24 protein-coding genes are annotated in these 26,739 nt (G+C 56.5%); 2 read left to right on the top strand and 22 right to left on the bottom strand.

Annotation, left to right across the window (positions count from 1 at the left end; all coding sequences use genetic code 11):
* Position 1 precedes the first annotated feature (1 nt).
* The 17 genes from gspN to MY069_RS16400 all read right to left on the bottom strand — a co-directional run bounded on the left by gspN (position 2) and on the right by MY069_RS16400 (position 19,296).
* Entirely contained in the window at positions 2–745 is a 744-nt protein-coding gene (gene gspN / locus MY069_RS16480) for a type II secretion system protein N (RefSeq protein ID WP_482794880.1), read from the bottom strand.
* Positions 745–1,233: a type II secretion system protein GspM gene (gene gspM / locus MY069_RS16475; RefSeq protein ID WP_482794879.1), complete on the bottom strand. Its 489-nt coding sequence runs from the start codon at positions 1,231–1,233 to the stop codon at positions 745–747. The genes gspN and gspM overlap by 1 nt, the downstream gene beginning before the upstream one ends.
* A complete protein-coding gene (gene gspL / locus MY069_RS16470; protein ID WP_482794878.1) occupies positions 1,230–2,399 on the bottom strand; it encodes a type II secretion system protein GspL in 1,170 nt (389 codons plus the stop codon). Before gspL ends, gspM begins: the two co-directional genes overlap by 4 nt.
* Entirely contained in the window at positions 2,399–3,400 is a 1,002-nt protein-coding gene (gspK, locus tag MY069_RS16465) for a type II secretion system minor pseudopilin GspK (RefSeq protein ID WP_482794877.1), read from the bottom strand. The genes gspL and gspK overlap by 1 nt, the downstream gene beginning before the upstream one ends.
* A complete protein-coding gene (gspJ, locus tag MY069_RS16460; RefSeq protein ID WP_482794876.1) occupies positions 3,397–4,020 on the bottom strand; it encodes a type II secretion system minor pseudopilin GspJ in 624 nt (207 codons plus the stop codon). Before gspJ ends, gspK begins: the two co-directional genes overlap by 4 nt.
* Positions 4,017–4,451: a type II secretion system minor pseudopilin GspI gene (gspI, locus tag MY069_RS16455; protein WP_482794875.1), complete on the bottom strand. Its 435-nt coding sequence runs from the start codon at positions 4,449–4,451 to the stop codon at positions 4,017–4,019. Before gspI ends, gspJ begins: the two co-directional genes overlap by 4 nt.
* Positions 4,438–4,911 (bottom strand): GspH/FimT family pseudopilin, encoded by a 474-nt coding sequence (locus MY069_RS16450; protein WP_482794874.1) that lies wholly within the window; start codon positions 4,909–4,911, stop codon positions 4,438–4,440. Before MY069_RS16450 ends, gspI begins: the two co-directional genes overlap by 14 nt.
* A gap of 14 nt (positions 4,912–4,925) precedes the next feature.
* Positions 4,926–5,378 carry a type II secretion system major pseudopilin GspG gene (gspG, locus tag MY069_RS16445; protein ID WP_482794873.1) on the bottom strand — a complete coding sequence of 151 codons (453 nt, stop codon included), beginning with the start codon at positions 5,376–5,378 and terminating at the stop codon, positions 4,926–4,928.
* Positions 5,379–5,388: 10 nt separating this feature from the next.
* Complete coding sequence (gspF, locus tag MY069_RS16440; RefSeq protein WP_482794872.1) at positions 5,389–6,600, bottom strand: type II secretion system inner membrane protein GspF; 1,212 nt, start codon at positions 6,598–6,600, stop codon at positions 5,389–5,391.
* Between the two features lie 3 nt (positions 6,601–6,603).
* On the bottom strand, positions 6,604–8,091 hold the full coding sequence (gspE, locus tag MY069_RS16435) for a type II secretion system ATPase GspE (RefSeq protein ID WP_482794871.1): 1,488 nt from the start codon (positions 8,089–8,091) through the stop codon (positions 6,604–6,606).
* Between the two features lie 39 nt (positions 8,092–8,130).
* On the bottom strand, positions 8,131–10,068 hold the full coding sequence (gene gspD, locus MY069_RS16430; protein ID WP_482794870.1) for a type II secretion system secretin GspD: 1,938 nt from the start codon (positions 10,066–10,068) through the stop codon (positions 8,131–8,133).
* Between the two features lie 9 nt (positions 10,069–10,077).
* Positions 10,078–10,971 carry a type II secretion system protein N gene (locus MY069_RS16425; RefSeq protein ID WP_482794869.1) on the bottom strand — a complete coding sequence of 298 codons (894 nt, stop codon included), beginning with the start codon at positions 10,969–10,971 and terminating at the stop codon, positions 10,078–10,080.
* A gap of 151 nt (positions 10,972–11,122) precedes the next feature.
* Entirely contained in the window at positions 11,123–13,714 is a 2,592-nt protein-coding gene (locus tag MY069_RS16420) for a TonB-dependent receptor domain-containing protein (protein ID WP_482794868.1), read from the bottom strand.
* A 117-nt stretch (positions 13,715–13,831) separates the two neighbouring features.
* Positions 13,832–16,609 (bottom strand): hypothetical protein, encoded by a 2,778-nt coding sequence (locus MY069_RS16415; protein ID WP_482794867.1) that lies wholly within the window; start codon positions 16,607–16,609, stop codon positions 13,832–13,834.
* Between the two features lie 277 nt (positions 16,610–16,886).
* Positions 16,887–17,480 (bottom strand): prepilin peptidase, encoded by a 594-nt coding sequence (locus MY069_RS16410; protein ID WP_482794866.1) that lies wholly within the window; start codon positions 17,478–17,480, stop codon positions 16,887–16,889.
* Complete coding sequence (locus MY069_RS16405; RefSeq protein ID WP_482794865.1) at positions 17,477–18,184, bottom strand: RlmE family RNA methyltransferase; 708 nt, start codon at positions 18,182–18,184, stop codon at positions 17,477–17,479. The genes MY069_RS16410 and MY069_RS16405 overlap by 4 nt, the downstream gene beginning before the upstream one ends.
* The gene (locus MY069_RS16400; RefSeq protein ID WP_482794864.1) at positions 18,181–19,296 is read right to left on the bottom strand and encodes a Ppx/GppA phosphatase family protein; all 1,116 of its coding nucleotides are present in this window, start codon (positions 19,294–19,296) and stop codon (positions 18,181–18,183) included. Before MY069_RS16400 ends, MY069_RS16405 begins: the two co-directional genes overlap by 4 nt.
* 165 nt (positions 19,297–19,461) lie before the next feature.
* Here MY069_RS16400 and hspQ point away from each other — a divergent pair, with 165 nt between their 5' ends.
* Positions 19,462–19,788, top strand: coding sequence for a heat shock protein HspQ (hspQ, locus tag MY069_RS16395; protein ID WP_482796727.1), 327 nt, complete (start codon positions 19,462–19,464; stop codon positions 19,786–19,788).
* On the opposite strand, the gene maiA is transcribed toward hspQ, so the two are convergent.
* Entirely contained in the window at positions 19,785–20,417 is a 633-nt protein-coding gene (maiA, locus tag MY069_RS16390; protein ID WP_482796726.1) for a maleylacetoacetate isomerase, read from the bottom strand. The genes hspQ and maiA overlap by 4 nt on opposite strands.
* Before the next feature lie 79 nt (positions 20,418–20,496).
* Here maiA and phhA point away from each other — a divergent pair, with 79 nt between their 5' ends.
* Complete coding sequence (gene phhA / locus MY069_RS16385) at positions 20,497–21,363, top strand: phenylalanine 4-monooxygenase (RefSeq protein WP_482794863.1); 867 nt, start codon at positions 20,497–20,499, stop codon at positions 21,361–21,363.
* A 9-nt stretch (positions 21,364–21,372) separates the two neighbouring features.
* Here the strand turns inward: phhA and queA are convergent, their stop codons facing one another.
* Genes queA through gyrA form a run of 4 tightly spaced genes read right to left on the bottom strand, consistent with a single transcriptional unit; the run spans position 21,373 to position 26,653 of the window.
* On the bottom strand, positions 21,373–22,446 hold the full coding sequence (queA, locus tag MY069_RS16380) for a tRNA preQ1(34) S-adenosylmethionine ribosyltransferase-isomerase QueA (protein ID WP_482796725.1): 1,074 nt from the start codon (positions 22,444–22,446) through the stop codon (positions 21,373–21,375).
* A gap of 9 nt (positions 22,447–22,455) precedes the next feature.
* A complete protein-coding gene (locus tag MY069_RS16375; protein WP_482794862.1) occupies positions 22,456–23,337 on the bottom strand; it encodes a peptidylprolyl isomerase in 882 nt (293 codons plus the stop codon).
* On the bottom strand, positions 23,334–23,831 hold the full coding sequence (gene coaD / locus MY069_RS16370; RefSeq protein WP_482794861.1) for a pantetheine-phosphate adenylyltransferase: 498 nt from the start codon (positions 23,829–23,831) through the stop codon (positions 23,334–23,336). The genes MY069_RS16375 and coaD overlap by 4 nt, the downstream gene beginning before the upstream one ends.
* Positions 23,832–23,881: 50 nt before the next feature.
* Entirely contained in the window at positions 23,882–26,653 is a 2,772-nt protein-coding gene (gene gyrA, locus MY069_RS16365; protein ID WP_482794860.1) for a DNA gyrase subunit A, read from the bottom strand.
* Positions 26,654–26,739: the final 86 nt, after the last annotated feature.

Below are 26,739 nucleotides of genomic sequence, written 5' to 3'. Positions count from 1 at the left end.
CTTATGGTCCTGTTGTGCCTGACTGGCGATAGATAAACTGCCCGTTTTCCCGCTGAAATCCAACTTGCGTCAGCGCAATAATGATCTGGGTGTCTTGTGTGACGATCCGCGTCTCAAAATCGTTCTGTCCTGAGAACGCCGCGCGAGCGTCGATCTCCACTCGGTCGCCTGCGTCCGAATCTCCTGCCATCGCGATGACGAATGCCCCCGCATCGCAGCTGACGGGTCCAGAGATTTGACCAAATTGCCGGCCATATTGTGAGGCGAGCGTCGACAGCGTGTTGGTTGAAAGCGTCCCACTCGCTGACTCGCAGCCGGTTTGGGTCAGCCGAAACGTCCCATCCTCAATGCGCAGATTGCCGCCCATCGCGCGCACGGGAGGCGATAGACCTTCGAGCGCGCCGATCTCTTGCTGCATTCGGATCTCAGCGCCGATCAGCGCGGTGCGTGAGAGGGTTAGGATACCGGTCCCGCGGCCGCCTGCGCCGCCCCATTGGACATCATAGGAAGGCTTTAACGTCAGCAATGACATCGGCCTCAGCTTGAGACTGACATCGCCAATCGGTTGGGTCCCAACATAGAGGCCGCTGATCCTGCCCTTTGTGAGCGTTCCATCGATCTTGGCCCAGCCGATCCCAGCATCCTTGATTCCCGACTGGCTAACAACGAATCCCAATGGCGTGTAAGCGATGAGCGCGCCGGCCAGGATGACGAGAAAAATCAAGAGCAATGCCAATTGCCGCATCACAAACCTCCCGCGGCGAGATCGACATTTACCCGCACCAGACCGCCGCCAGCCTGCTCCATCGTGAAGCGTGTGACCTGACCATTATGTTTCGCCTGGATATCTTCTAGCCACAGAAAGACCAGTCGCGGATCGACGCCTTCAAAGACCAAGCGAACATTGGTTGCGCTATCGCCTTGGAGGCGGGTAATACCCAGCCCAATATCGCTCGCCGAGCCAGTCACGGCCGCTTTAAAGTCTTCAATGCTTGCGGAAGTTGGACGCGCATTTGTCGGAGCCGCGGCCCCGAGCGCCCGCTGGCGCATATAGTTCTCCTGAATGCGCGACAGCGTGCGATCCGACTCTTCCAGATTGGCCCGCGCTTCCGCACGTGCGCTCATCGTCGGCACGAACACAAACTGCCACAGCACGACCAGCGCCGTCAGTGCTGCTGCGATCGAGATCAACAAGCGCTCGCGATCGTCCAAGCCTTTCCACCATGACGTCATGAGGCATTCTCCAACGTCAAATCGCCGACGACTTTTGAGCCACTTTGTCTGGAATCGCCAGACCTCGCCTGCAAGCCCGTGGCGTTGACCACCGCGGTCAACCGGTCGACATCGGCGAAGCTCTCAAACGCGATCGTTGCCGTCATTTGTCGGCGCAACCGGTCATATCGGATCGATCTCAATTCGGTGCCTTCGACTTGCGCGAGCGCGTCATAGAGTACCGCAGTTGCATCGAGCACTGACGGGAAAACTTGCACCCCGTCACTGCGATCGCTGCCTGAAATCGCCAAGACCTGTTGAACGTCGCCATTGGTTTCCGGCCAACCGACGCGCGCAAACTCTTCGGACAGCGCATCCAGTTCAGCAGAGCGATTGTTCATCGCATTGGTTTCCAAAATCGCGCTGCCAAACCAGCTAAGCGCAACCACTGCCGCCAGGGCTCCTGCGACCTTCCAGCGACCAAACCCGTCAAAATCGACCGAACGGCGGGCTTTAAAGGCGCCCTGTTTCAGATCAATGCCTTGGTTTCCGCCATCAGCCCAAATCGCCAGTTGCAACAAGAGAGCTTCCAAACTGTCAGCCCCTGGCGCACTGCTCGAACGACCCACCGCAGCAGCGATATGCTCGCCATGTACAGCCGTCTCGGGATGCGCCTCTAAAAGGCTGATCATCACATCCCGCCCAAGCGATGCATCTGCCGCAAATGTGCGCGGACCAAGGCGCCCTAAGACGAGGCCGGGCGCTTCGAACAAGATATCTTTATTTGGAAGCACGCTATGGGCAGCCACAAGCGCCGCTTCACCATACCCGATATCGCTAAGATGCTTACAAATATCGGTCAGGCGATCGATAGAGGCGACATTGATTTGTCGGGGGAGGCTCGGATCGTCTTTGTTCGGTGCCGCAAGCGCCACATGGCTCGCTTCAATTGCGTCCGCGATGTCATCCTCGATCGCAAAAGGCGCGGCCTTGCGGGCTTCGTTTTCGTTCCGCGCCGGGATAACTGCGGAGACGCCAAGCACATCGAGACCGTTTAGAAAGACCGTGAGGTTCTTTCCGTTCGCTTCAACCCCTTGACCGATCGGCACCAGTTTCCAAGCACTGCCTTTCTGACGCGCTGCCAGCAATGACCCATCGGGTTGCAGGAGGGCGTAGACGCGGCTCATTAGCCGATCCGCTCGCGTCGCAGCGTTCGTACAGGTTGCCCTGGCACAGCTTCAAAAAGATACCGCATCGTCATATCATGTCCGCGATAAGATACATTTGCAGAAACTTCCACCAAGCTTGTGACGAGACCGAGGCGATCGACTTGAATGCGGTTAGGATCAATGCGCTGTACAATCGGGTCTTCGAGTAAAGATTCTATGTCCGCCCAGCCGCCAATTGGACGACTATCGATCAGTGATCTTGCATCATCCACGCTGAGCGCATCTCCGAACGCGAGCTGCATCAACGGCGCCTGAGCCTCGCTCAGCGTGTTGATATTGATCGCAACAGTTCCGCGCTGATCTGACGGCGGCAAAGCGCACAGCAAAGGTCGGACGGCTGTGTAAACTTCGGGAGTGTAGCCGCGAACCGCCCGTAACTCGTCCACCGTGGTGAATGGCTGGCTTGAGGTCCGGTAAGACGGCACCTCACTGGCATAAAAAGAATCCTCGGCGCCGCCGCTGCGCGGCACGGAATCGGTATCCATCCAATCCATCACCGCGGATGCCAAAGCCACCGCATCGGACGCAAATGCGTCTTCAAACGTCGCCTCAAGCAGCGATTGGAAGTCGGCCGAAGGATTAAACGCCCCTGCTTCTTCTGTCGTGTTTGCGGCGTTCGCAAGCGTGTTCACGTCGAAACAATTGGAGGCATCGCGCACGGTGACTGTGAAGGCGCCGCCATCAACCGGGATAATCTGCGGCTCGTTAAAGCCTGGCAGATCCGCGCTGAGGCGGCTTTGGATGGGTTCTAAGAGGCTTGTCATCCGCGCCTTTGCGACTTCTTCTGCGGAGACGGCGTACAACCCGAGCTGTGCTTGCGCATCGAGCGCGCGGGCGCGCTGGGTCGATTGGGTGACCGCACTCGCAACCGCCAATGCTGCCACCGCCATCGCCGCGATGATCATCAGGACCGTCAGCAGCGCCGCACCACGCTGGGAAGATGGGGTGTTTGCGGTCATCCCCGTCCTCCTGTCAGCGCCGCAATCGATAGCGATGTATTATCCTCAAACGCGATCGTGATCTCAATCAGGTCTGGCAGCAAGTTACGGTTCTGAAGCAAATCACCTTGCCAAAAATCAGAGCGCTGATCGCCGCGCACAAAGCCGAGATCCACGGCTTCGATATTCTCCAATAAAACACGCTCAGACACTGGCGTTCCGCGAGTCGCATCGGGCCGGAGCGTGACGGATCGAATGAGCGCGCGATCGCGGATTGAGTATTGGACGGCCTGAAGCGAGCTTCGCGGTTCGATCAGTCCTGGATTAATCCAGCCGCCGCGAACAAACCGCAAAAAGGGTGCTTCGCCGCGCGGCGCCTCACCGAACAAGTTGCCAACTTCAGAGAATCCATCAGCCGGCTGGATGGCGCGCGCGGTCATCGCAGCAATATCCTGCCGGATCAGGCGCTGAGCGATATCAAGCTGGCGCGCTTCGGCTTCTTGCGACCGGATCTTTTTCCCGGCGCCTGTCGCGCCCATCAAAAGCGTTGCACCGGCTGACGAGACCAAAGCGAGGATGAAAAGCGCCACCAGTGTATCAGCTAAGGAAAAACCGGCTTGAGGGTACCGAGAGCGGATCATGTTTCGTCTCCGCCTGGTGTCTGATCATTGCTCGTGCTGAGCGGCGATAGCGGAATAGACGTGTATTTTAAGCTCACCAATCGCGCCAAGACCTGCTCGTCCCCTTCGCGCCGGACCAAGACTTCCAAATTCTGCAACTCGCCGGGCTGAGCCAGCGATGCGGTTCGCGACCAGACATAAGTCCGGCCCATTTGCACCTCTTGGCCAGATTGCAGCCCCGCATCGATGGTCTCGTCCGTTGCCATCGATCGGGCCATGACATTCTCGGCGACCGTGCGCGCCAAGACCCGCCCTTCGAGGCTGGCGGCATTGCGGGTCGCATCGGTGGTGATTTGCAAAAGCGGCACAGCTGCGAGCGCCAAAATGCCCATCGCGGCGACGGTCTCGACGAGACTAAATCCAGCTTCCGTCCTACGGTCAGCGTTCAACAAGGCGAACCCCTCCCGTCTCATCCAGGCTGATATCGAAACGCACACCGCGCCCGCGCAACTGAAAGTCGGCGAGCTGAACCACACCCGAGGGATCAAAAACAAGCTCTGGCCAAGTCTCAGGCCGAGGTGGCAATTCTGTCTGCAGCACAATATCCAAGCTAGAAGGCAGACGTTCAGGCCGCCCTTGGCGTCGCCAATCGTCTCGGCGCCATTGCATCAGCATATAGCCATCATCTGTGAGCTTTAACCCAACCGGCTGCCCTGAAAGAATAGCTTGGTCTTGCGCCTCTCCGAGCACGCGCGCGAAGGCTTGCGCGCCCGCTTGTTCAGCTGTGGGGCGTTGCGGCAGGCTGAGCGTGACAATGCCCGCAGTCAGGCCGATGATGAACACCACCATCAGCACTTCGACAATCGTCATGCCGCGCTCACTGGCGCGATAAGGATCAGATCGTCGCAACATGGTCTTCCGCGTGCCTAGTCCCAATTTCCGATGTCAGCGTCGAGCTCTTCTCCACCCTCTTCGCCATCAGCGCCCAATGAGTAGAGGTCATAAGGCCGACCCGATTTATCACCAGGCCGCTCGTAGATGTACTCACGCCCCCATGGATCGAGCGGTATAGAGCCTTTTTGGAGATAGCCGCCGGTCCGATAAGACGCGCCATCAGGCAGATTGTCTGGGCGCTCTACCAAGGCATCCAGGCCTTGCTGCTGGGTCGGATAATCATAGGCATCTAGCGCATATTGCTCGAGTGCTTGCGATAGCGCGCTAATATTCACGCGTGCCGTTTTGACTTGCGCATCAGAACGGGCGCCGAGCACGTTGAACAAGACGACGCTCGACAATAGCCCGATGATGAATACGACGACCATGATCTCGGTAAGCGTAAAGCCACGCTGAGCCTGACGTTTCTTCTGCGATTTCGTCATCTATCTCTCCTCAGGCGCCAATCGCCATTGTGTTAAGCTGCAAGATGGGAAGCATAATGGCGAGGACGATCACCGCCACAACCCCTGCTAAGAGCACGATCAGAAGCGGCTCCAATAGGCCCAATGCGACGGTCGCGCTGCTATCGAGCTCATCTTCCATATAGTCTGCGGCGCGGCCCATCATGGCGGGCAGATCCCCGCCCCGCTCGCCACTAGCGACCATGTGAACAAGCATAGGCGGGAACACCTCCGTGGCGCGCATCGCCCGGTGAAGCTGTTGGCCTTCTTCGACCTGTCGCCGGACCTTGTTTGCCGCTTGTCGGAAGACTTCATTGCCAACCGATCCCCGCGCCGCGACGAGCGCGTCTGGCACGGTTGCGCCGCTTCCAGAGAGGGTCGCAAAAGTCCGCGCGAACTGAGCCGCATTCGCCGATTTGATCACCTTTCCTAGCATCGGCAAGCGCAGGACAAATTGGTCCCATCCCAGCTTGATCCGCGGCGTGCGGAACACACCACGCAGTAGCCAAAGGCCGAGGCCGATCGCCGGCAAGATCACCAATCCCCAACCGCGCATAAATTCTGAAGCTGCGATCACCGCATTGGTTAGAGCCGGCAATTCCTGCCCGACTGTCTCAAACTGCTCAACCACAGCTGGAACCACAAAGATCAGAAGCAAGATCACGACGATCAAGGCGACAATTGCCAGGACCGCCGGATAAATGAGCGCAGATAGCAGTTTGCTGCGTAGCTTTCTCGATTTTTCCAAATGCGTGGCCAGTCGTTCCAACACATCGCCCAAGCGGCCCGAAGTCTGTCCAGCTGAGACGACGGCACGATAATAAGGCGGAAAGGATTTCGAGGATTGGCCCAGCGAGTCAGCGAAGGAGTAGCCTTCCTGAACATTGCCGCGCACGCCCATCAGGACCCGCCGCGCGCCCGGGTTTTCGGCCTCGCTAGCGATCGCGCCCAAGGCTTCTTCAACGGTCGAGCCTGCTTTGATCAGCATGGCGAGCTGCCGCGTCACCAGAACCAGATCTTTGCCAGACATCGACCCGCGCGCGCGGGTCGCACTCGCCGACTTCTGGCGAGCCTCTTTGACTTCAAGCGGCGATAATTGTTTGAGGCGAAGCTCTTTTCGGGCGGACCTTGCAGAATCCGCGGTGATCACGCCCGTGGCGCGTTTGCCATCTGTACCGATTGCCACATAGTCGAACACAGCCATGGCTTAGCGTTCCTCCTCGCGGCGGCAGACCCGCAAGACCTCCTCCACGCTCGTGAGGCCCGTTTTCACATAGCGCGCTGCATTCCGGAACAGGGAGTCATGATTGGCAAAGGCCATATCTTGGATTTGATCTTCTGAACCATCGGCCCGGATCAGATCGCGTAACCCGCCATCAATGGTGATCAGTTCGTAGACACCCAATCGGCCATTATAGCCGCTATTGCCGCAGGCCATGCAGCCGCCAGGACGCCAAAGCTGCGGCGCTTCGCTGGCGCTTAGTCCAAACATTGCGAGCTCGTCCGGCGTCGATTGATGCGGCTCGCGGCAATGCTCGCAAAGTTTTCGCACCAAGCGCTGGGCGATCACCGCTTTTAGCGTCGCAGCGAGCACATACGGCTCAATCCCCATATCGCGGAGGCGCTGGATCGCCCCAGCAGCACTATTGGTGTGGACTGTCGACAGAACTGGCCGCCCGGTGGAAGCGAATTCAAATGCGACTTTAGCGGTTTCGAGGTCTCGGATCTCACCGACCATCACGACATCAGGGTCGTGCCGCAGGATCGCCCGCAGGGTTGCTGCAAAGGTCAGCCCGACTTTGTGATGCATCTGGGTTTGGCTGATGCCATCAAGGCCATACTCGATCGGGTCTTCGAGCGTCATCACATTCCGCTCGCCATTATTGAGCACAGACAAGGCTGAATAGAGCGTCGTTGTTTTACCCGAACCCGTTGGCCCCGTGACCAGCGTAATCCCATTCGGTTGCGCGAGAATTTCGCGGAACCGGTTGAGCGTCACTGCGTCCATGCCAAGCTCGTCGAGCCCCAGCAGTGCATTGCGCGTGTCGAGCAGTCGCATCGTCACCCGCTCGCCATATCGGCTCGGCAGTGTTGAGACACGGACATCAATGCTGCGGCCACCAATAGAGAGCGAGATCCGGCCATCTTGCGGCACGCGTTTCTCAGCAATATCAAGCCGCGCCATGACTTTGATCCGGCTCGTAAGAGGGGCAGCAAGGCGCCGAGATGGGGTCAGGACTTCCTGCAACACGCCATCAATTCTGTACCGCACCGATAATGTCTCTTCGTGCGGTTCGATATGAACATCGGACGCTTTGCGGTTCACAGCTTCGTAAATCAATCCATTGATCAAGCGGATCACTGGGGCGTCATCATCTCCATCGAGCAAGTCTGCGGTCTCGGGAATGCCGTCGACCAGGCTTGCCAAGCCGCCTTGGCTGTCGAGCGCTGCTTCAGCTTCGTCGCCGCTGACGCCCTCGCGTGCGTAGTGCTCGGTCAGCGCCCGCTCAAACTCTTGCGGCGCCATGGCTTGCAGTGTCAGGGGACGCCGCAGAACACGGCGTGCTTCGATCAAGGAAAACGGGTCTGCGCCGTGGCGAACCGCAACGCGCACTTGATCCTCCATCCCCTCCAAGACAACTAAGCCTTTGTCGCGGGCGAATGCATAAGAGAGGTCAGGATTAGCGCTGCTCATACTCGACTCTAACACAGTTTCGAACGAAATGCGGAGCGATTACTCCTCCGGCGGGGTGGTCCCTAAGACTTCAGAGAAGAAGGCATCAAGCTCGGAAATCCGTTCGCCATCCACCTCATCATTCAACAACTCTTCCGCCTGAATGTAGCGATAAGATCTGCGCGTGACTCGGCGTGAGTCTTCGCGGTCACGAATGATGGTCGGCCGGATGAAGACCATGAGATTTGTCCGCCGATTGTCTGTATTCTCAGACTTAAATAGGTTTCCAACCACCGGGATATCGCCCGCAATCGGCACTTTATTGCTGATCACGTCTTGGCGCTGCTCGATCAGCCCACCCAGAACGATGATTTCACCATCGTCCGCCAGCACGGTTGTTTCGATCGTGCGCAGATTGGTCACGAAGTCATTTGCGCCCGCCGTCAGCGTTGGCGAAATGCTCGAGACCTCCTGGAAGATATCCAGATGGATCGTATCGTCGGCAGTGATGCGAGGCGTGACATTGAGCTTGATCCCGACATCCTGTCGGGTCACGGTCCGGAACGGATTGCTATTGTCCGAGCCGAGCGTTTCACCCGTGGCAACCGGGATTTGTTGCCCCACTAAGAGTTCTGAGCGGCCATTGTCGAGCGTCATATTGAACGGTTTGGACAAGACCCGAGACTGCTCGTCTTCCTCAAGTGCCGTCACGATTGCACCGAACAAAGTGTCGCCGCTTTGTCCCCCGGCGCCGAAGCCGACGCCTTGTTGCCCAATCAGAGAATCAATCGCGCCGCTAACAAACGGATTGGTGCCGCCGAGCACGTCTGAATTGATCGTCGCGCCGGCAAGTTGCAGCAAACTAGGCGCATCATTTGAGAAATTGGTGCTGAGGAATGGAACGGAAGAATCGCCCGTCCCTGAGAGCAAAAATTGCACGCCAAGATCTCTCGCCGCAGAGTCGGAAATCTCAACAATGATCGCCTCTAGGAAGACTTGTGCGCGGCGCCGATCGAGCGCTTCGACAACCCGCTCCATCGCCAAAATTGTATCTGGAGACGCACTAATCACGAGAGAATTGGTCGGTTGGTGATGGGCGATCGTTGATCCTGGTGTCGTTGCATCGCCTGGCGCGGATTGCTCGGCCATCGTGTCGCCTAAGCGCTCAAGGATGGGTACGATGTCTTCGGCGTTCGCATTTTTAAGCTCGATCACCCGCAAACTGTCGCGGACTGGATCTGAATTATCCAGCTCTTTAACAACACTGAGGGCGCGTGCGACGGTGGCTTCATCGCCTTTCAGTACGATCGAATTCGAACTTGTCGAGGCCGAGACCTCAAACTGATTGTTTGGATTATCATCGCGATCGCTGAGCAGATCGGTCAGAATGCCTTCAACTTCGCGTGCCGGAACATTTCTGAGCGAGACGGTCTCGACTTTGGTGCGATCATTCTCATCGAGGCCAGCCACGATTTCGCGCAAACGCGGCATGTTCGACGCATAATCCACCAGAACAAGCGTGTTCGAGCGGGCATTGGCAACCACTTGGCCTTGTGCATCTACGAGCGGCTTGACCATCTGCGCCGCTTCGATGGCGCTGAAATTGTCGAGCTTGAACACCTGGGTGATAAACGCGTTCGGGCCGACACCGCGAACACCCGCATCCCCGATCGCCATTTGCTCTGGGACAATTCGGTACACCCCTTTGCCCGCCGGAACAGCCGCGAAACCGTGCACCCGCAGGGTCGATAGGAAGACTTGGAACACTTCTTCCGTTGTCATCGAGGCCTGAGACATCACTGTAACTTTGGTGCGCCGGACATCGGGATGCAGAATGAATGTGTTCCCCGTAATGATCGAGACATCGTCGATCAGGGCAGTGATATCAACATCATTCAAGCTGAGCACATGACGCGCAGCCTGCGGCGAGTTCATCTCGGCGACAGCGCCAACATGAACGCCGAGCGCCAATGCGGATGCGGCTAGTATCTTTTTCATGCGTAGCACCTACTCACCTATCTCCAAACGAATGGTTCGATCAATTCCGTCGCGATTAACGCGCAAAATAGCCGCATCAGCCTGACCAAATCGTTCTAACAATTCATCTAAATCAGCTTCCGCCACTGACGTGCCATTAATTTGCAGCAAGATATCGCCAGGCTCAAACCCTGCCAGACGCATGGTTTCCGCGTTTCCGCGGGCTGTGAGCTGATAGCCTCTCACACCATCGTCTTGCTCGACAAAGGTGGCGTTCATAGCCGTAAACAAGACATCGGGGCCAGCGATCTGGCCAGTAATTGGCGGCGCGCTAACTTGCGCTTGCGACGGGGCGTTCGAGCTTGATCTGGGCACCGCCAGAACAGCATCAGACTCGTCACCGATCACGGAAAGACCGGCGCTGCGGCCGCCGCGCATCAGCGTCTCAGTCGCGCCGTCTCGGTTAATGATCACACGGTCAGAGAGGATGCGTTCAAGTGTGACCCCTGGGATAATCTCATCCCCCACGCGGAAATTTTCTGCTTCGCCGCGCGGCGTCCGAATGATCGCATTCCCCGCAATATCGCCTTCGCTCGACATGCGAAGTCCGATCAGTTGGATATTCAAACTGGTTTCAGGAACTGCAGCGATCATTTCATCAACAGCATCCGTTTCAAACGGGTTCGAGCTCAAAATTATCGTTCGATCAACGGAAAGCGATAAAGCCCCTGAACTACCAGAGATCGGCGATGCCAACGGCCGATCTGTAAACGTTGCGACAGATCCCGTCGGAAACGCTACCAGCCAAACGAGCCGCGCGGCGATGATAGCGAGCAATACAGCCAGTCCAATCTCGAACACCCAGCGAATGGGACGCTCGAAATTGCTGATCTTTTCCAAGGCCGTGTCCACGGCACTCGCCATCGCACTCATCCTATCTCGTGGTCTGTTAAGACCTTATCGGCAAACCTAAAGCTTATCTATGCCAAGTCTGCAAAGCATAAACCCTCACAACACGATAACGATCGCGCGTGAGGGTAGTATTATTTTTTTGTCGTAAAGCTTTGTGATTGCATTAAAATTTGGCAGTCAAACTCGCTGACAGACTGGTCCCGCGCTCATATGTGTTGAATTCCGTCCGTCCGAGCTCGCCGCCATTGAGCTGGAATTCCTCATTTTTCTCTCCAAGAAGGTTCCGAGCGCTGAGGCCAAGCGTCATGTCTCGATCGCCAATCGTGATATCGCGGCGATACACAAAATCCAATTGCATCCCCGGATCCTCAATCACATCGGCAATCTGAGACGTTCCGTCTGGGCGCCCCCGCTGTAGGATGCGATCATCCACCCAATTGAGCAGCAATGTGGCTTGTTCGACATCGCCTTCCCAACCGAATTGCACGTTCAGGATATTCTCGGGCGTCCCCTGCAATTGCGCGCCGTCGAGCCCAAACAGGTTGCCAGGCACAGGAATTGGGCTGAACGGTCCAACCACTAGATCGCTCTCGGACGCCGTAATCTCAGTCGATGTGTAGGTGTAGTTTAGAGAGAACAACCAGTCGCGCGCGTTGAACCATTCCTGGTCAATCGGCATCTCGAAACGCGTCCGATACTCAAACTCGGCGCCGTACAATTCAGCCTGCGGCGCATTGATAAACGAAGTCTGCAGCGCGCCGCCGGGATTGATGAAAGAGAATTCTTCAATCGGATTGATGATCTCTTTGTAGAACGCAGCCAAGTTCACGAACTGGTTGCGGCCCATATAGTATTCGAGGCGCGCATCGTAATTGGTGAATTCTGTGTCCTGAAGCTGCTCGTTTCCTTGATAGATCCGATCGGAATCTGGGTCGTTAAAGATTGATGGCGATAGCTCTCTAAATTGCGGACGAGAAATCGTTTCCGAATAGCCAAACCGCAATTGCAGATCGTCGGCGAAATTCCAGGTGATGGTCGCCGCCGGAAGGAGATAATTGTTCTCTAGGTTCGCGGTCGAGCCAATATCGCCGAAGCGGCTGGTGGTGACGATGCTCTGCTCCGCGTCTTCATAGCGGACACCGACCGTCGCATTGATAAATTCCGTGATATCAATTTGAGCTTGTGCAAAGGCCGCCCTGATATCGAGCTCGCCAACATAGAAATCGACATCCCGGTCCCGGAAATCCAACACAAAGCGGGCTGGGTCGATATTGTCGGCTGAGAATAGGAAATCTGGCCGTAGCGCCGCGGTCTCATCATCAAGCGCGTTGCCGCCTTGGAATTCAAAGTTGAGGATCTTGGAGTCGCGGTCGGTGGTCGAATAATCAACCCCGCCCGTAAGCTGCAACTCACGAATGTCGCCCAAGCGGATGAGGTATCCGCCATCTAAACCAAAGCTCAGATTCTCGTCTTCAAGCTCGGAGAATGAGAACACGGCATTGTTCCCGGTAGCGCTGTAACGAATGACACCGTCTGGCTCGACAAAGCGCGTTAGCGTGCGCTCATAAGGCGCCTCTCGGGTGGACACCGAATAGGACCCGCGCCAGTTCAGATCGAAATCACCGAACTCATGCTCGCCAGCGAGCTGCGTAAAGACCAGCTCACGTTCGAACCAACCCGAGGACTCTTCAAACACTGGCAGCGATTCCGACTGCAAATCGCCTTCATTGATCTGAGCTTCTTTGGACGTGGTATGGACATAGAATAGCGTCGCCTGGACTTCATTTGTGTCCCAACCGACCGCCACGGAGCCGAGTCCGTTGAAGGTGGCATCATAAGTGGTTTCCGTGGTGCGGATATCCGACCGGAGGTTCGGGCTACTCAAACGGGCGGTTTGGCGGACAGATTCTTCGGTCGTCCATCCGGTATCAAATCCAACCACGCCAACGATGCCAACATCGAACTCACCAACCCCAATCGCACGGCCAAAATCAATCGAGCCACTAAAATCGGGATCGAAATCGCCGCGTTCGATCACCGTCAAAGGTGCATTCACAAAACTCTCGCCGACCGCCTCAACAAAGGCATCATCTTGATCGTCGAGATCGATCCCTTGCGCTACAACGCTGGCGACCGGGCCTGGCAAGTCCCGCAGACCATCATCAAAGCCAGACCAATCTGTGTCGCTGCCATCCACGAACAGGCCGTCATTCGGGGTCGACTCAGTATTGTAACCGAGCCCGATTTTGACATTCAGGAAGTTCTCGCTCGGAATACGAACTGTCTTTAGGTCAATGACGCCGCCGCCGAATTCGCCAGGATAGTTTGCGGAAAAAGTCTTTTGGACCGCCGCGCCGCCGAGGATGTTGGATGGGAAGAGATCCAGTGGCACCGTCCGGCGCAGAGGTTCGGGGCTGGGGAGTGGAGACCCGTTCAACAGCGCAGAAGAATAGCGATCCCCAAGCCCACGAACGAAGGCGAACTTATCTGAGACCACGCTCAGACCGCTCACGCGCGCCAGTGCCAACGCCGCATTTGCGTCGCCTTGGCGGATCAGGTCTTCCTCAGACAAGAAGGATGCGACTTGCGAGGTCTCTCGCTGAGGCTCGGGAATAAAGGCGCCGCGCACGACAACTGTTTGCAAGGTGCGCTCGTCCGCCTCTTCAGCCGGCTCGGTGTCTTCTTGCGCAAAAGCTGGTGCGACCGCCAGAGCAGCGGTCGAAAGCAGCGTTGAATAGAGTGATAAGCGTTTCATTCGATTTGACCTAAGTTCCTGAGCGGCGGGATTTGGTGTTGAGAATTCGGACTAAGCGCGCCGCAAAAAAATTGAACCGGGACAGCCTTTCAACGCTGCCCCGGTTGATTGATCGATTTAGCAAGGGTCGGAGGCTTCAAGCCCGCAGGACCAGCCTTGCCACCATGTGTCATTGGCGTCCTCGACCGCCCCGATATAATCGGTCGCTTCGAAGAATGGGTCAGCGGTCGAAGCGTCAAACGCCGCGACGCCTGCCTCTGTCGCGCCATTGATGAAGGTCGATGTTAGAGAATTCGTCGTCTCGACATTGTTGGCGTCTGCAGCCAGCGCCAGCGGCGCCACTGTGATACCATTTGCATCGGAATTGGCGGCGGTCAGCGCCGAGCAATCGAACAGGACAGAATTGAAGCTCGGGTCTTCAGCTACTTCGAAGGTCGCGTTGTCATTGCCGGCATCCTGCCAGCGGAAACATTCAGCCTCATCGACGATGACCCCATTCATGTATTGACCAACCGTTCCCTCATTCAGGCGCAGAGCATTCCCCCGCTCAAACCCGATCGCAGTGAAGTTAGAAATCTTATAGTTGGCGCGTTCACCAAGCGGCGCGCTTGGGCCTGTGGTTGAAGAGGCCTCAAACAGATTGTCACCACTTGCCGGACGCTGAACGATGATCGCGTACTGGATGTTGCCCTGGTAGCCGGTATCGGTGTCGACGGAGTCGTCATCATTGCCGGTCAGCACCAAGTAACGGACATTGACCGTGCCGCCAAAGAACTCAACGCCATCATCGGAATTGTTGTGAACTTGCACAAACTCAACTGTCGTTGCATCGCCGACACCGCCAAATGAGATGCCGTTTAGCTCGTCACCAGAGGCGAGCGGATTGCCCGCATGCTTGACTTGGACGTAGCGCAACGTGCCGCTATTATCGTCAGGCGTTGCGCCGCCGAACAGGGCGACGGGCTCGACGCCTTCGATCCGGTTTTCGCACCCGACAGACTGTGCCGCAACGGTGGTGTTACAATCATTGATCGGTGCCTGGCCGAGCAGAACCACCCCACCCCACTCACCGATCGCGTTTGCCGGATCAATCTGAGAATTGGTGAGATCGTCCTCTGAAGTGAATATAACAGGATTCGTCGCGGTGCCGTTGGCAAAGATCTGCGAGCCTCGATTGACGACCAGATAATCGTCACCGCTATCGCCGAAAATGGTCACGCCCGATTCGATGGTCAGTGTGCCAGGCGCACCGCCCGCGGCAGCGTCATCACCGCCTGTATCAATCCCAATATCAACGCGTCCGACCAGCTCATAAAGATTGCCGCGGGTTAGACGAAGATCATTGGTGACCACGCCGCTGACTTGGCAGACATTTTGCCCGCTAATATCAACACCTGAATCGGTGGTTCCAGTCGGGCAAGACGGATCCGCGAACAAAGCGAAGGTCCAGCCAGCCGCCCAATTGTTCGTTTCAGTATCATCCGGTGCGAAGGCGCCGATATAAGTCGTGTCTTCAAAGAACGAGTCCACAGAAGAGGCAGCAAACGCCGTGACGCCGGTTTCATTCGCGCCCGGCAATAGACCTGCCAAAGAGTTCGGAGATTGGACATTGTTCGCGTCCGCAGCCAAAGCCAGGGGTGCAACCGTGGCGCCGTTCGCATCTGAGTTCGCAGCCGTGAGTGCTGAACAGTCGAACAGAACAGAATTGAAGCTTGGATCTTCAGCCCGTTCGAAGGTGGCGTTGTCATTGCCGGCATCCTGCCAGCGGAAACACTCGGCCTCGTCGACGACAATTCCGTTCATATACTGTCCAACCGTGCCTTCATTCAGGCGCAGCGCGTTGCCGCGCTCAAACCCGATCGCGGTGAAGTTGGAGATATTATAGTTCGAGCGTTCTGAAAGCGGCACGCCCGGTCCAGTCGTGGAAGACGCCTCAAACAGATTATCGCCACTGACCGCGCGCTGACGGATCACCGCGAACTGAATGTTGCCCTGATAGCCTGTATCGGTATCGATCGAGTCATCATCATTGCCGGTTAGAACGAGATACTTCACATCGACCGTGCCGCCGAAGAATTCCACGCCATCATCGGAATTGTTGTGGACTTGCACAAACTCGACCGTCGTCGCGTCACCGACACCGCCGAATGAGATGCCGTTCAACTCGTCACCAGACGCCAGCGGGTTGCCCGCGAAGCGGACCTGTAGATAACGAAGCGATCCGCTGCTATCGTCGGAGGTGGCGCCGCCGAACAGAGCAACCGGTTCGACACCCTCAATTCGGTTCTCACAGCCGACAGACTGAGCCGCGACAGTGGTGTTACAATCATTGATCGGTGCGCGCCCTAAGAGGACCAGACCGCCCCACTCGCCAATCGCATCACCGCCATCATCATTTGAGGGATCAGAATCATTCTGACGATCTAAGTCTTCATCGCTTGTCATCACGATCGGAGCGGAGGCCGTTCCGTTGGCGATCAATTGAGAGCCCCGGTTCACGACGAGATAGTCTTCGCCGCTATTGCCAAAAATCGTCACGCCGGGCTCGATGGTCAGGACGGCTGGGTCGCCGCCCGTTCCGGCGCCGCCGACATCCTGGCCGACATCCACACGCCCATCGAGGCGGAACGCTGTTCCGTCTACGAATGGGAGCGTTAGGTCTGAGAGAATCGTCCCAGAGACAACGCACGTCGTGAGACCACCGGTTGGATTTGCGTCTTGGGTGAAGCCAGATGGGCATGAAGCCCCACTGCCCCCTCCGCCAGACGGCGGCGGTGTCGGCGCTGGAGGCGGCGTCGTCGGCGTTGTTGTGCCAGGAGATGCGATACCACCGCCTCCCGAACATGCCGCCATTAAGCCAAGAGCGAGTGCGCTTACAGTCAAACGAAGTCTCATTGTGCTTCCCCGAAAACGGTTAGGATTGGAAACCGAATCGAGACGCTGCCCCGCCCGGTTCAGGACCGGGCATTATTCAAACTCCGTGACGCTTTTCTTGCGCTATTGTAACACTTAAATGACGATGTTCGTCGCATTTCTGTAGCAATGTTTACGGGCGAATCAGGCGCATTTGTCCGTATACTAATCTTGTTTGCGAACCACTTTTGAGACCATGCTCGCTGTATCCTAAAGTGGACACGCGGAAACGCATTGCAAGCCTAAATCCGTGCACTGACTATATCGCAATCAAAGTTTCGACGCCGCACCAGCCCGCCCAACCGCCAATTGCCAAAAATGGTCCAAAAGGAATTGCCAGCCGTTCGCCTGCAGAATGTGTTTTTTTTGACACGATGAGCGCCGCAAGGATCCCCAAACTCGACGCGATGAGAAGGAGAATCGGTAAACCAGCGACACCAATCCAGGCCCCGCAAGCGGCGAGCAGTTTCGCATCGCCGAGGCCAATTCCCTCATAGCCACGGGACGCTCTCCAATAAGCCGCCAATCCGGCGATCATCGCATATCCGACCACAGCACCCGCGAGCGACAAAAACCAGTCGCCTTGCGATGCCGAATACCCAATCCCCAGCGCCATGAGCGGCAAGGTCAGGACATCGAGCAATAGTCCAGAACGTAAGTCGATATAACTCAAGGTCAGAAGTCCCGACGCAAGAACGGCACTCGCGATCAATTGCAAGAGCGTATCGTGCAGACGCACGCCGAGCAGAGCGAATAGACCGGCATAGCAAACGGCCAGCATAATCAGGATCATCAATGCCGGTTTCGCGGGCATTCCTACATTTGGAAATGGATCAGGATCGATCTCATTCATCCGCCGCGAAACCCTTTCGCCACGACGAACAATTCAGGAGACCCCGCCCGGCTGGCTGGCGGCTTGATGTGTTTGACTGATTTAAACAGGTCTTTCAGCCGCGCCATCGTCTCGGGTGTCGCGCCGCCTTGAAAGACCTTCGAGCAAAACGCGCCGCCGCGCACGAGATTCTCTTCCGCGAAAGCCAGTGCCATATCGGCCAAAGCGGCCGTGCGTAGACTGTCTGTTTGTTTATGGCCCGTGGTGTTGGCCGCCATATCGGATAAGACAAGATCCGGCGCGCCGGTGAGGCCGCTCATCATCGCCGCAATGTCATCCGGATTGTTCACATCGCCCTGGATAATATGAACGCCCGGCACGGGTTCGACTTCAAGTAAATCGATGCCGACAATCTCTTTGACGCCGCGCCGAACACAAACCTGCAGCCACCCGCCAGGAGCGCAACCCAGGTCGACCACGCGCATACCTGGTCGCAACAGTTTCACCTGGTCATCAAGTTCTAAAAGTTTGTAAGCGGCCCGCGCGCGATAGCCTTCAGATTGAGCTTTCTGGACATATGGATCCGAAAGCTGGCGTTCGATCCATTTTTTCGAACTCTCAGACTTGGCGCGATAGGCAATGACTTTGCGTTCACCGGTGCGGCGGCCAGAGCTTTTCTTGTTTCCGGTTGGCCCCTTCCAGCGGCGCTTTCCATCATCGGTCATGACGTCGTTCCTTGCGCTGGAGAATTGGGGCGTGAATTCGGCTTGCGGCGGGGTCGCCGTTTGCGCCGTTTGGGGCCGTGCATCATCGACAGAAGCAAGCCTTCCCGCAGGCCGCGATCTGCGATCCGCATCCGGCCATTCGGCGCCAAAGACCATGTCCCTTCGACAATCGCGCACCCTGCGAGCATAAGCCCAGCGCGATCGGTCCCGATGGTTGGGAATTTGTGTATATTGTCCGGGCCCGCATCACGCAGTCTCTGCACGGTCCCCATCATTTCAGACTGGCTGATCCATGCACCATCGACTTTATCACGGCGATATTTGGTCAAACCAAGCGTCACGCCTGTCAGACATGTCACGGTGCCCGACGTGCCGATCACATGTGCCCGACCGTCTTCGAAGCTCTTGCGAATCTCTGGTGTGCGTTTCCACTTTTCAATCTGTGTCATGACATGGGCGAGCATTTGCGAATAGGCTTCTTCCGCGGGCAAATGCGCGAAGGCTTCGGTCAGAGTCACGACACCGACAGGCAGACTGCGCCAGGCCAAGATGGGCGGGCGTTGCAACAAGCCCTTCAACCCGCCGTCATGCGCCGGGACGGCATCGACAAAAGACAGCTCGGTTGAGCCGCCGCCAATATCGATGACCAGAACGCGGTCAGTGTCCGGCTCGATCAAATTGTGACAGCCAATCAGGGCCAAGCGCGCCTCTTCTTCGGCCCCAATAATTTTGAACGTCAAACCGGTCTCTTCGCGAACCCGGGCAATGAAATCGGCCCCATTCTCGGCGCGGCGGCAGGCTTCGGTGGCGATGCAGCGCACTTGCCCGACTTTCTTGGCTTTCACTTTCTTTGAAATTTTACGCAAGGCATCCATCGCGCGCTCAATGGACGCATCGGAAAGACGCCCCGTCGCCGCTAGCCCTTCGCCGAGGCGCGCCACTTGTGAGTGAGAATCGAGCACAGAAAAACTATCGCCGCGGCGAGCGGCGATCAGCAGCCTGCAATTGTTCGTCCCCATGTCCACCGCTGCGTAGAGCGGTGGCTTGCGACCTTTGCGCGATCCGGTCCTTTTGCGTGAAGGTCGGGCATCGCGCACATTCTCTATAGTCATGTGCTGACCAAATCTTGTAAGTTGTGGAGAGCTGTAGCACACAAAGAGCTCTGGAGTCATGGACCGAACGTCATGAAACGCTTTATGCGCTTGTTCGGGGCCAAAAAACCCGAGACGACACAAACGGTTATAGAAAAACCGGCGCCGCCAGAGCTGCCGAACGCTATTCCTATGCGACAGGCGAAATATCAAATCGGCCAGGTTCTGAAGCACAAATTGTTCGATTTTCGCGGCGTAGTTTTCGACGTGGATCCCGTATTTGCGAACACTGACGAGTGGTACGAGTCGATTCCGGAAGAGGTTCGTCCGTCAAAAGATCAACCGTACTATCACCTATTCGCAGAGAATGAGCGCACCCATTATGTGGCCTATGTCTCTGAGCAGAATCTCGTGCCCGATCAGGACGAAAGCCGGGTCAGCCATCCTGACATCGCCAAGATGTTTGAACTGACGGATCACGGCTATGTCTTAAAAGCGGCTCAGCGCAATTAAGCAGGTTTAACCGCCTCAGGCACAGCCGTCGCAAACGCTGGAATCTCTGCGCACGCCGCATTCACGTCAAGCAATCTTGGAAATGCGGAGAGATCGATCTTAAACCGTTCCGCATTATAGATTTGCGGGATAAGACAAATCTCTGCCAGGCCAGGCGCATCACCAAACAGAAATGTCTGATCGGTAGGAGCCAGTGCTTCCAGCGCTTCGAAACCGCGAGTTACCCAGGTGCCATACCATTCTCCGACCGCTTCCGGTGGGGCCGCAAATTCTTCGCGAAGGTATTTGAGAACACTCGAATTGTTCAAAGGGTGAATGTCGCACGCCACGAGATCAGCAAAAGCGCGAACTTTGAGACGCAGCACGGGATTGGCCGGCAGTAATGGCGGCGAAGGCTTGGTCTCTTCGAGCCATTCAATCAAAGCCATGGATTGCCCAAACACTTGCCCGTCAATTTCCACCGACGGCACCCGCATTTGCGGATTGATCGCGCGGTATTGATCGCTGTTTTGCTCGAGATGATCGGGATGGAGGCTCACCTCCTCGCTCTGATAAGCGACCTTTTTCAAATTGAGTGCAATCCGCATGCGATAGCACGCCGATGAGCGCCAATAGTCGTACAATTTGATCATCCAAGCACCTCCGCGATCACGATTATTTTTCCATATGCCTAAAGACAGGCTGGGATACACTTGTTATATTAGTTGCATGAACAACCATTTTGCGAAACCCGCTCATGCACGCAGCGATTGGACCATAGATCAAGGCTGGTCGTCTTATACCGATCAAGAGCATCAAACATGGGATATTCTGTATCGCCGTTTGATGGATGTATTGCCAAATCGCGCCGCGCCAGAATTTCTAAATGGGCTCGAAGCGCTCGATCTCCATCGCGGCGGCATTCCTGATTTTGAGAAAATGTCCGATGAGTTGGAAGCCCTTACGGGATGGCGCGTGGTGGCGGTCCCCGGATTGGTTCCCGATGAGGTGTTTTTCGAGCATCTGGCCAATCGCCGTTTCCCGGCGGGCAACTTTATCCGCAAACCCGATCAGCTCGATTATATCCAAGAGCCAGACGTCTTCCACGATGTTTTCGGGCATGTGCCGATGCTGACCGATCCAGTCTTCGCTGACTATATGGTGGCCTATGGCGAAGGCGGCTTGCGGAGTTTGCGCCACGCTTCGCTCAAGAACCTCGCGGCTTTGTATTGGTACACTGTTGAGTTCGGCCTCATTCAAACCGATCAAGGTCTCCGCATTTACGGGGCTGGGATTGTGTCCTCACCAGCGGAGAGCGTTTTCAGTTTGGAAGACCCGTCACCAAACCGAATTGGGTTCGATCTCCAGCGCTTGATGCGCACTGATTATCGGATCGACGACTTTCAGCAGACCTATTTTGTCATCGATAGCTATGAACAATTGTTCCGGGCGACGGTCGATACTGATTTTGCGCCGCTCTATGCCGACATGCAAGGCCAGTTCGATCTCAAGCCAGCCGACACACTGCCGACCGACACGATGCTCCATACAGGTACGCAGGCTTATGCCAATAAAGGCGGCCGGTTCGCGGCTTAGTTGTCTCTTCTAAGGTAGAAGCAAACACGCATCGCCATAGGAGTAGAAGCGGTAATCATTGGCGATGGCATGCGCATAAGCCGCTTGCATTCGCTCAGTTCCCATCAAAGCACAGATGAGCATGAACAGGCTCGATCCCGGCAGGTGGAAGTTCGTCACCAAAGCGTCGGTGGCTCGGAAATCATAGCCGGGTTGAATAAAGATATCTGTTGGCCCTGTCGCCGCCGAGATGATCTTATCTGGTGACGTGCAACTTTCGAGCGTCCGCAGCGACGTCGTCCCCACCGCAACGCATCGACCACCCTCGGTTCGGGCGGCGTTGAGCTTGGTCGCGACATCGGGTGTGATCTGCCGCCACTCTTCGTGCAAGACACCGCTCTCAATCTGTTCGTCCTTGAGCGGCGCAAACGTGCCTAAGCCGACATGTAAACGGACCTGTTCCCGGGCAATCCCCGCCGCATCAATCTCACGCAATAAACGTGGTGTGAAATGTAGCCCCGCTGTCGGCGCGGCTACAGATTTGGCCTCCTCACCGGCAAAGCTGGTTTGATACGTTTCTCGGTCGGTTTCATCTGCGGGACGTTTGCGCGCGATATAAGGCGGCAGCGGCATATTACCGATCGCCTCAATCGTGCGATCGAGTTCCTCTCCCGACTTTGAGAAGCGCAAGCACAATTCACCATCTCCGCGCTTTTCGATGATTTGCGCTGTCAGCGCATCACTGACCCGGATCGTGTCACCTGCCTTGAGTCGTTTACCGGGGCGGGCCAGCGCGATCCAATCCGACTCTGTCTCGCGGGCGACCAGATTGACATCGACCTGGACGTCTGACCCGAGCTCATCTCTTGCGGGGCGGACGCCTTTTAGCGCCGCCGGAATAACCCGCGTATCGTTGAACACCATGACATCGCCCGCATTCAGGAAACGCGGCAGATCGCGCACATGCGCGTCCTCAAGTCTGCCATCACCATGCACAACCAATAGGCGCGCGGCGTCCTGCGGTTCGACAGGACGCAGCGCAATATTGCGCTCGGGCAGATCGAATTCGAACGCCGATAAATCGGTCGAGGTTTTGTTCGCCAGAACTGGCCCCTATTCTACAACCGCCGGCACAGGCGGCAGATCGCAGATTTGCGTGCGGCGCGAATCCGCCTCGATCAATCGCTCTTGCCACTCGACCGTGTCGGTGCGCTGGACATAAGCTTTTGGACGCTCGTCTTCTGGCAAGTCTGCGGCAAGTTTGACCGAGATCACAACATCCGGATTGGCGATCGGAAACCCGTTGGGGCTCGGCCCCAATTTGATCGATTGAATGACGTCCAAGCCGGTCAAGGCGCGACCTTTGGCCGTGTATTTATAGTCCAAATGTTGGCCTTCATCGCTGATCAGGAAGAATTGCGCATTGCCCGAATTCGCATCATCGGTCCGGGCGGTGGAGAGAACTCCCGGACAATGCGGGATCCAGCTTTCCACCAAGCCGTCTTTCGACATTTCAGCTAGGAATCCGGGCTGGGTCGCAATCGGAAACCCGCGATAGAGCCCCGCATCAGCCGAGTCATCTGGCCCAATCGTATGCAGCGGCACCTCCGCCGGATTCCGCCGAAAGGTGAATTCAGCCTGCATCGGTTCGAGCATCGCCTCGGCCCCATGTGTGGCTTCGATATCGCCGCCTTGGGCCATGAACCCTCGGATCACACGGTGAAACGGCGTCTCATCGTACAAGCCAGCGCGAACATAGGTTTTGAACCGTTCATAATGGGTCGGCGCAACGACTGGCAGAAGTTCAATCGCAATCTGCCCTTTACTGGTCTCCATGATGACCAGGTTCTCAGGATCAACCGCACGCCACGCATCTGGCGAAGCCTCTACGTCTGCCAGCGTATAGGTAATCGCTGTTTCGTTTTCAGTTTGTGCCCCCGCACACGCCACAAATCCCAATACCGCCAAACCGCTCAGCAGGGTTCTTAGTGTCATTTCCGATACTTCTCCAGCAATCGTTCTTTTACGCCAGGCGTGACAAAGGGGGTGATGTTCCCACCAAACCGCGCAATCTCTTTGACGAGTCGCGAGGCCACGGCCTGATGTTGTACATCGGCCATTAGGAACACAGTTTCAATCTCGCGATTCAGTTGCTCATTCATCGCGGTCATTTGGAACTCGTACTCAAAGTCCGACACAGCCCGCAAACCGCGGACAATGACATTGACCTCTTCCTGCTCAGCAAAATGCATCAGCAAGGTATCGAACGGCTTTACTTCAATAATTGCGCGGCCAGGCCCTTCGAGTTTCTTACACTCTTCGAGCATCATTTCGATACGTTCTTCGAGCAAGAAAAGCGGGCGTTTGGCTTCACTGACGGCGACCCCGATAATCAATCGATCGACCAGTTTCATGCCTCGACCGATAATATCGAGATGTCCCATCGTCACCGGATCAAAAGTTCCGGGATACAGCCCAACGCGCTCCATTTGGTTCCTCCGCACGCCTGACGTGCCAATCGAAGTAAGTTCAGGCGTTTCTAGGACTCTTCTGTATCGTCTTCACCATTGTCTGCAAGTCGTGCCACAGAGACAACTTTCTCGTTTTCTTTGGTGCGTAAGACCCACACGCCTGATGTGGCGCGGCCCGCAATGCGGATTTGATCGACTGGCGTACGGATCAACTGCCCTGCATCGGTTACCAACATGACCTCATCATCCTCATCAATAGTGAAGGACGACGCGATCTCTTTGATATGGCCAGTTTTCTTGTTGCTGCCCCAAATATTGTGCGCAACGAGACCTTTGCCGCCGCGGCCTGTGACTCGATAATCATAAGCCGAGGACCGCTTGCCCATACCATCATCTGAGATGGTCAGGATGAACTGTTCGGCCGCCCCGAGCGCTGCGATGCGTTCGGCAGACAAAGCTGCTTCCTCGTCGCCATCATCACCATCATCATCCGCGATCACATCTGTGAGCTCTTCCTCTTCGCCATTTGCCGCGCGCCGCATGGCGGTTGCATGTTTGAGATAGGCGCGAGATTCAGCGCTGGTGACATCGATATGGCGCAAGATGCCCATGGCGATGACATGATCGCCATCGGCTAAGCGAATGCCGCGTACCCCCGTGGAGTTACGGCCCGCAAAGACGCGAACATCCGTCACGCGGAAGCGGATACACTGCCCCAGCGCTGTCGTCAGCATAACGTCTTGATCTTCTGAACAAATACGGACGCGGACAATGCCATCGCCGTCGTCCAGTTTCATCGCGATCTTGCCGTTTCGATTGACCCGAATGAAGTCGGATAGCTTGTTCCGGCGCACGGTGCCCGAGCGGGTCGCGAACATCACATCCAGCTGATTGCGGCTTTCCTCGTCATCTGGGAGCGGCATCACGCTTTCAATCCGCTCATCCTTGGAAAGCGGGAAGATATTGACCAGCGCTTTGCCTCGAGATTGTGGGCTGCCCACCGGCAGTCGCCAAACCTTCTCTTTATAGACCATGCCTTCAGAGCTGAAGAACAGGATCTCGGTATGGGTGTTCGCCATGAACACCCGTGTGACGAAATCCTCATCCTTCATCGAAATACCGGAGCGACCTTTGCCGCCGCGATGCTGGGTCCGATAGGTCGAGAGCGGCGTCCGCTTGACGTATCCACCATGGGTGACCGTGACGACCATATCTTCGCGTTCGATCAGGTCTTCATCATCCATATCGGCGCCGCCGAAGGTGAATTCAGACCGGCGCGGAACCGCGAACTTTTCTTTGACCTCACCCAGCTCACCGCGAATGATATCGAGCACGCGTGGGCGTGAGCGTAGAATGTCGAGATAATCGGCAATCTTATCCGCAAGTCCCTTGGCTTCGTTGCCAATTTCGTCACGTCCCAGTCCCGTCAGGCGAGACAGTTGCAGGGCCAGAATGGCGCGCGCCTGCTCATCGGACAGGAAGATCGCGTCCTCGCCTTCCCAGCGCGTCCGGCGGTCCGCCACGAGATCGAGCAGTGGCCCCATATCCATGATCGGCCAGGCTTTTTCGAGCAAGCGCTCACGCGCGGTGTTCGGATCGGGCGCATGACGGATAATCGCGATAATCTCGTCAATATTTGCGACAGCCAGCGCCAGGCCAACCAAAACGTGGGCCCGGTCGCGAGCTTTGTTCAGTTCGAACTTGGTCCGCCGAGCAACAACCTCTTCGCGGAATCGGATAAAGGCCTGCAAGATCTGACGTAGGTTCAGCTGCTCAGGACGCCCGCCATTGAGAGCGAGAATGTTTGCCGGGAAGCTTGTGCGCAGCTGCGAGTACCGATGCAGCTGGTTCAGCACCACTTCGGCGCTGGCGTCTTTTTTGACCTCGATCACGACGCGAATACCGTGGCGATCTGACTCATCGCGAAGATCGGCAATGCCTTCGATCCGCTTGTCCCGAACCATGCCGGCGATCTTCTCGACCAAAGACGCTTTATTCACCTGATACGGAATCTCGGTTACAATAATCGCCTGGCGGCCATTGCGCATCTCTTCAATTTCTGAACGCGCCTGCATGATCACGGACCCGCGACCTTCTAAAAGCGCCTTGCGCGAGCCCGTATAGCCGAGGATCAGGCCGCCCGTTGGGAAGTCTGGACCTGGGACAATCTCGAGCAATTCTTCATCGTCGATCGCCGGATTATCGATCATGGCGAGCGTCGCATCGACCACTTCGCCGAGATTGTGTGGCGGGATGTTTGTCGCCATACCAACCGCGATGCCGCCCGCCCCGTTGACCAGAAGGTTCGGATATTGCGCTGGCAAGACCATGGGCTCCTGTTGGGAGCCATCATAATTGTCCTGGAAATCGACCGTATCTTTATCGATATCGGCGAGCAGATATTGCGCCGCCTTTTCCATGCGCGATTCGGTGTAACGCATCGCCGCGGGTGGATCATTGTCGATCGAGCCGAAATTACCCTGACCATCGACGAGCGGCAGGCTCATCGAGAAAGGCTGGGCCATCCGCACCAAAGCGTCATAAATCGCGCTATCGCCGTGCGGGTGGAAGTTACCCATCACCGCCCCGACAATATTCGCTGACTTCTTGTATGGCTTGTCCGGCGTGTTGCCATTGACCTGCATCGCATACAGAATCCGCCGATGCACCGGCTTCAAACCATCGCGCACATCAGGCAGCGCACGGCTGACAATCACGCTCATCGCATAGTCGAGATAGGAGCGTTTCAGCTCCGTTTCGATGCTAACCGGATCAATCCCGTCTTCGGACGGGTTTGGGTCCATTTCTGGATCTTCTGGCGGTGTCGTTTCGTCGCTCACAGGGCTTTGCCTCTTATTGCCAGTCCGGGCGCCGAATCGCCCGTCTTTATTAGGGAAAAGACTAGCAGGATGTGGGCATGGTTACA

The sequence above is a fragment of the Hyphomonas sp. ske169 genome (genome assembly GCF_056850855.1).
This window is presented reverse-complemented; position numbering and strand designations above follow the sequence as displayed.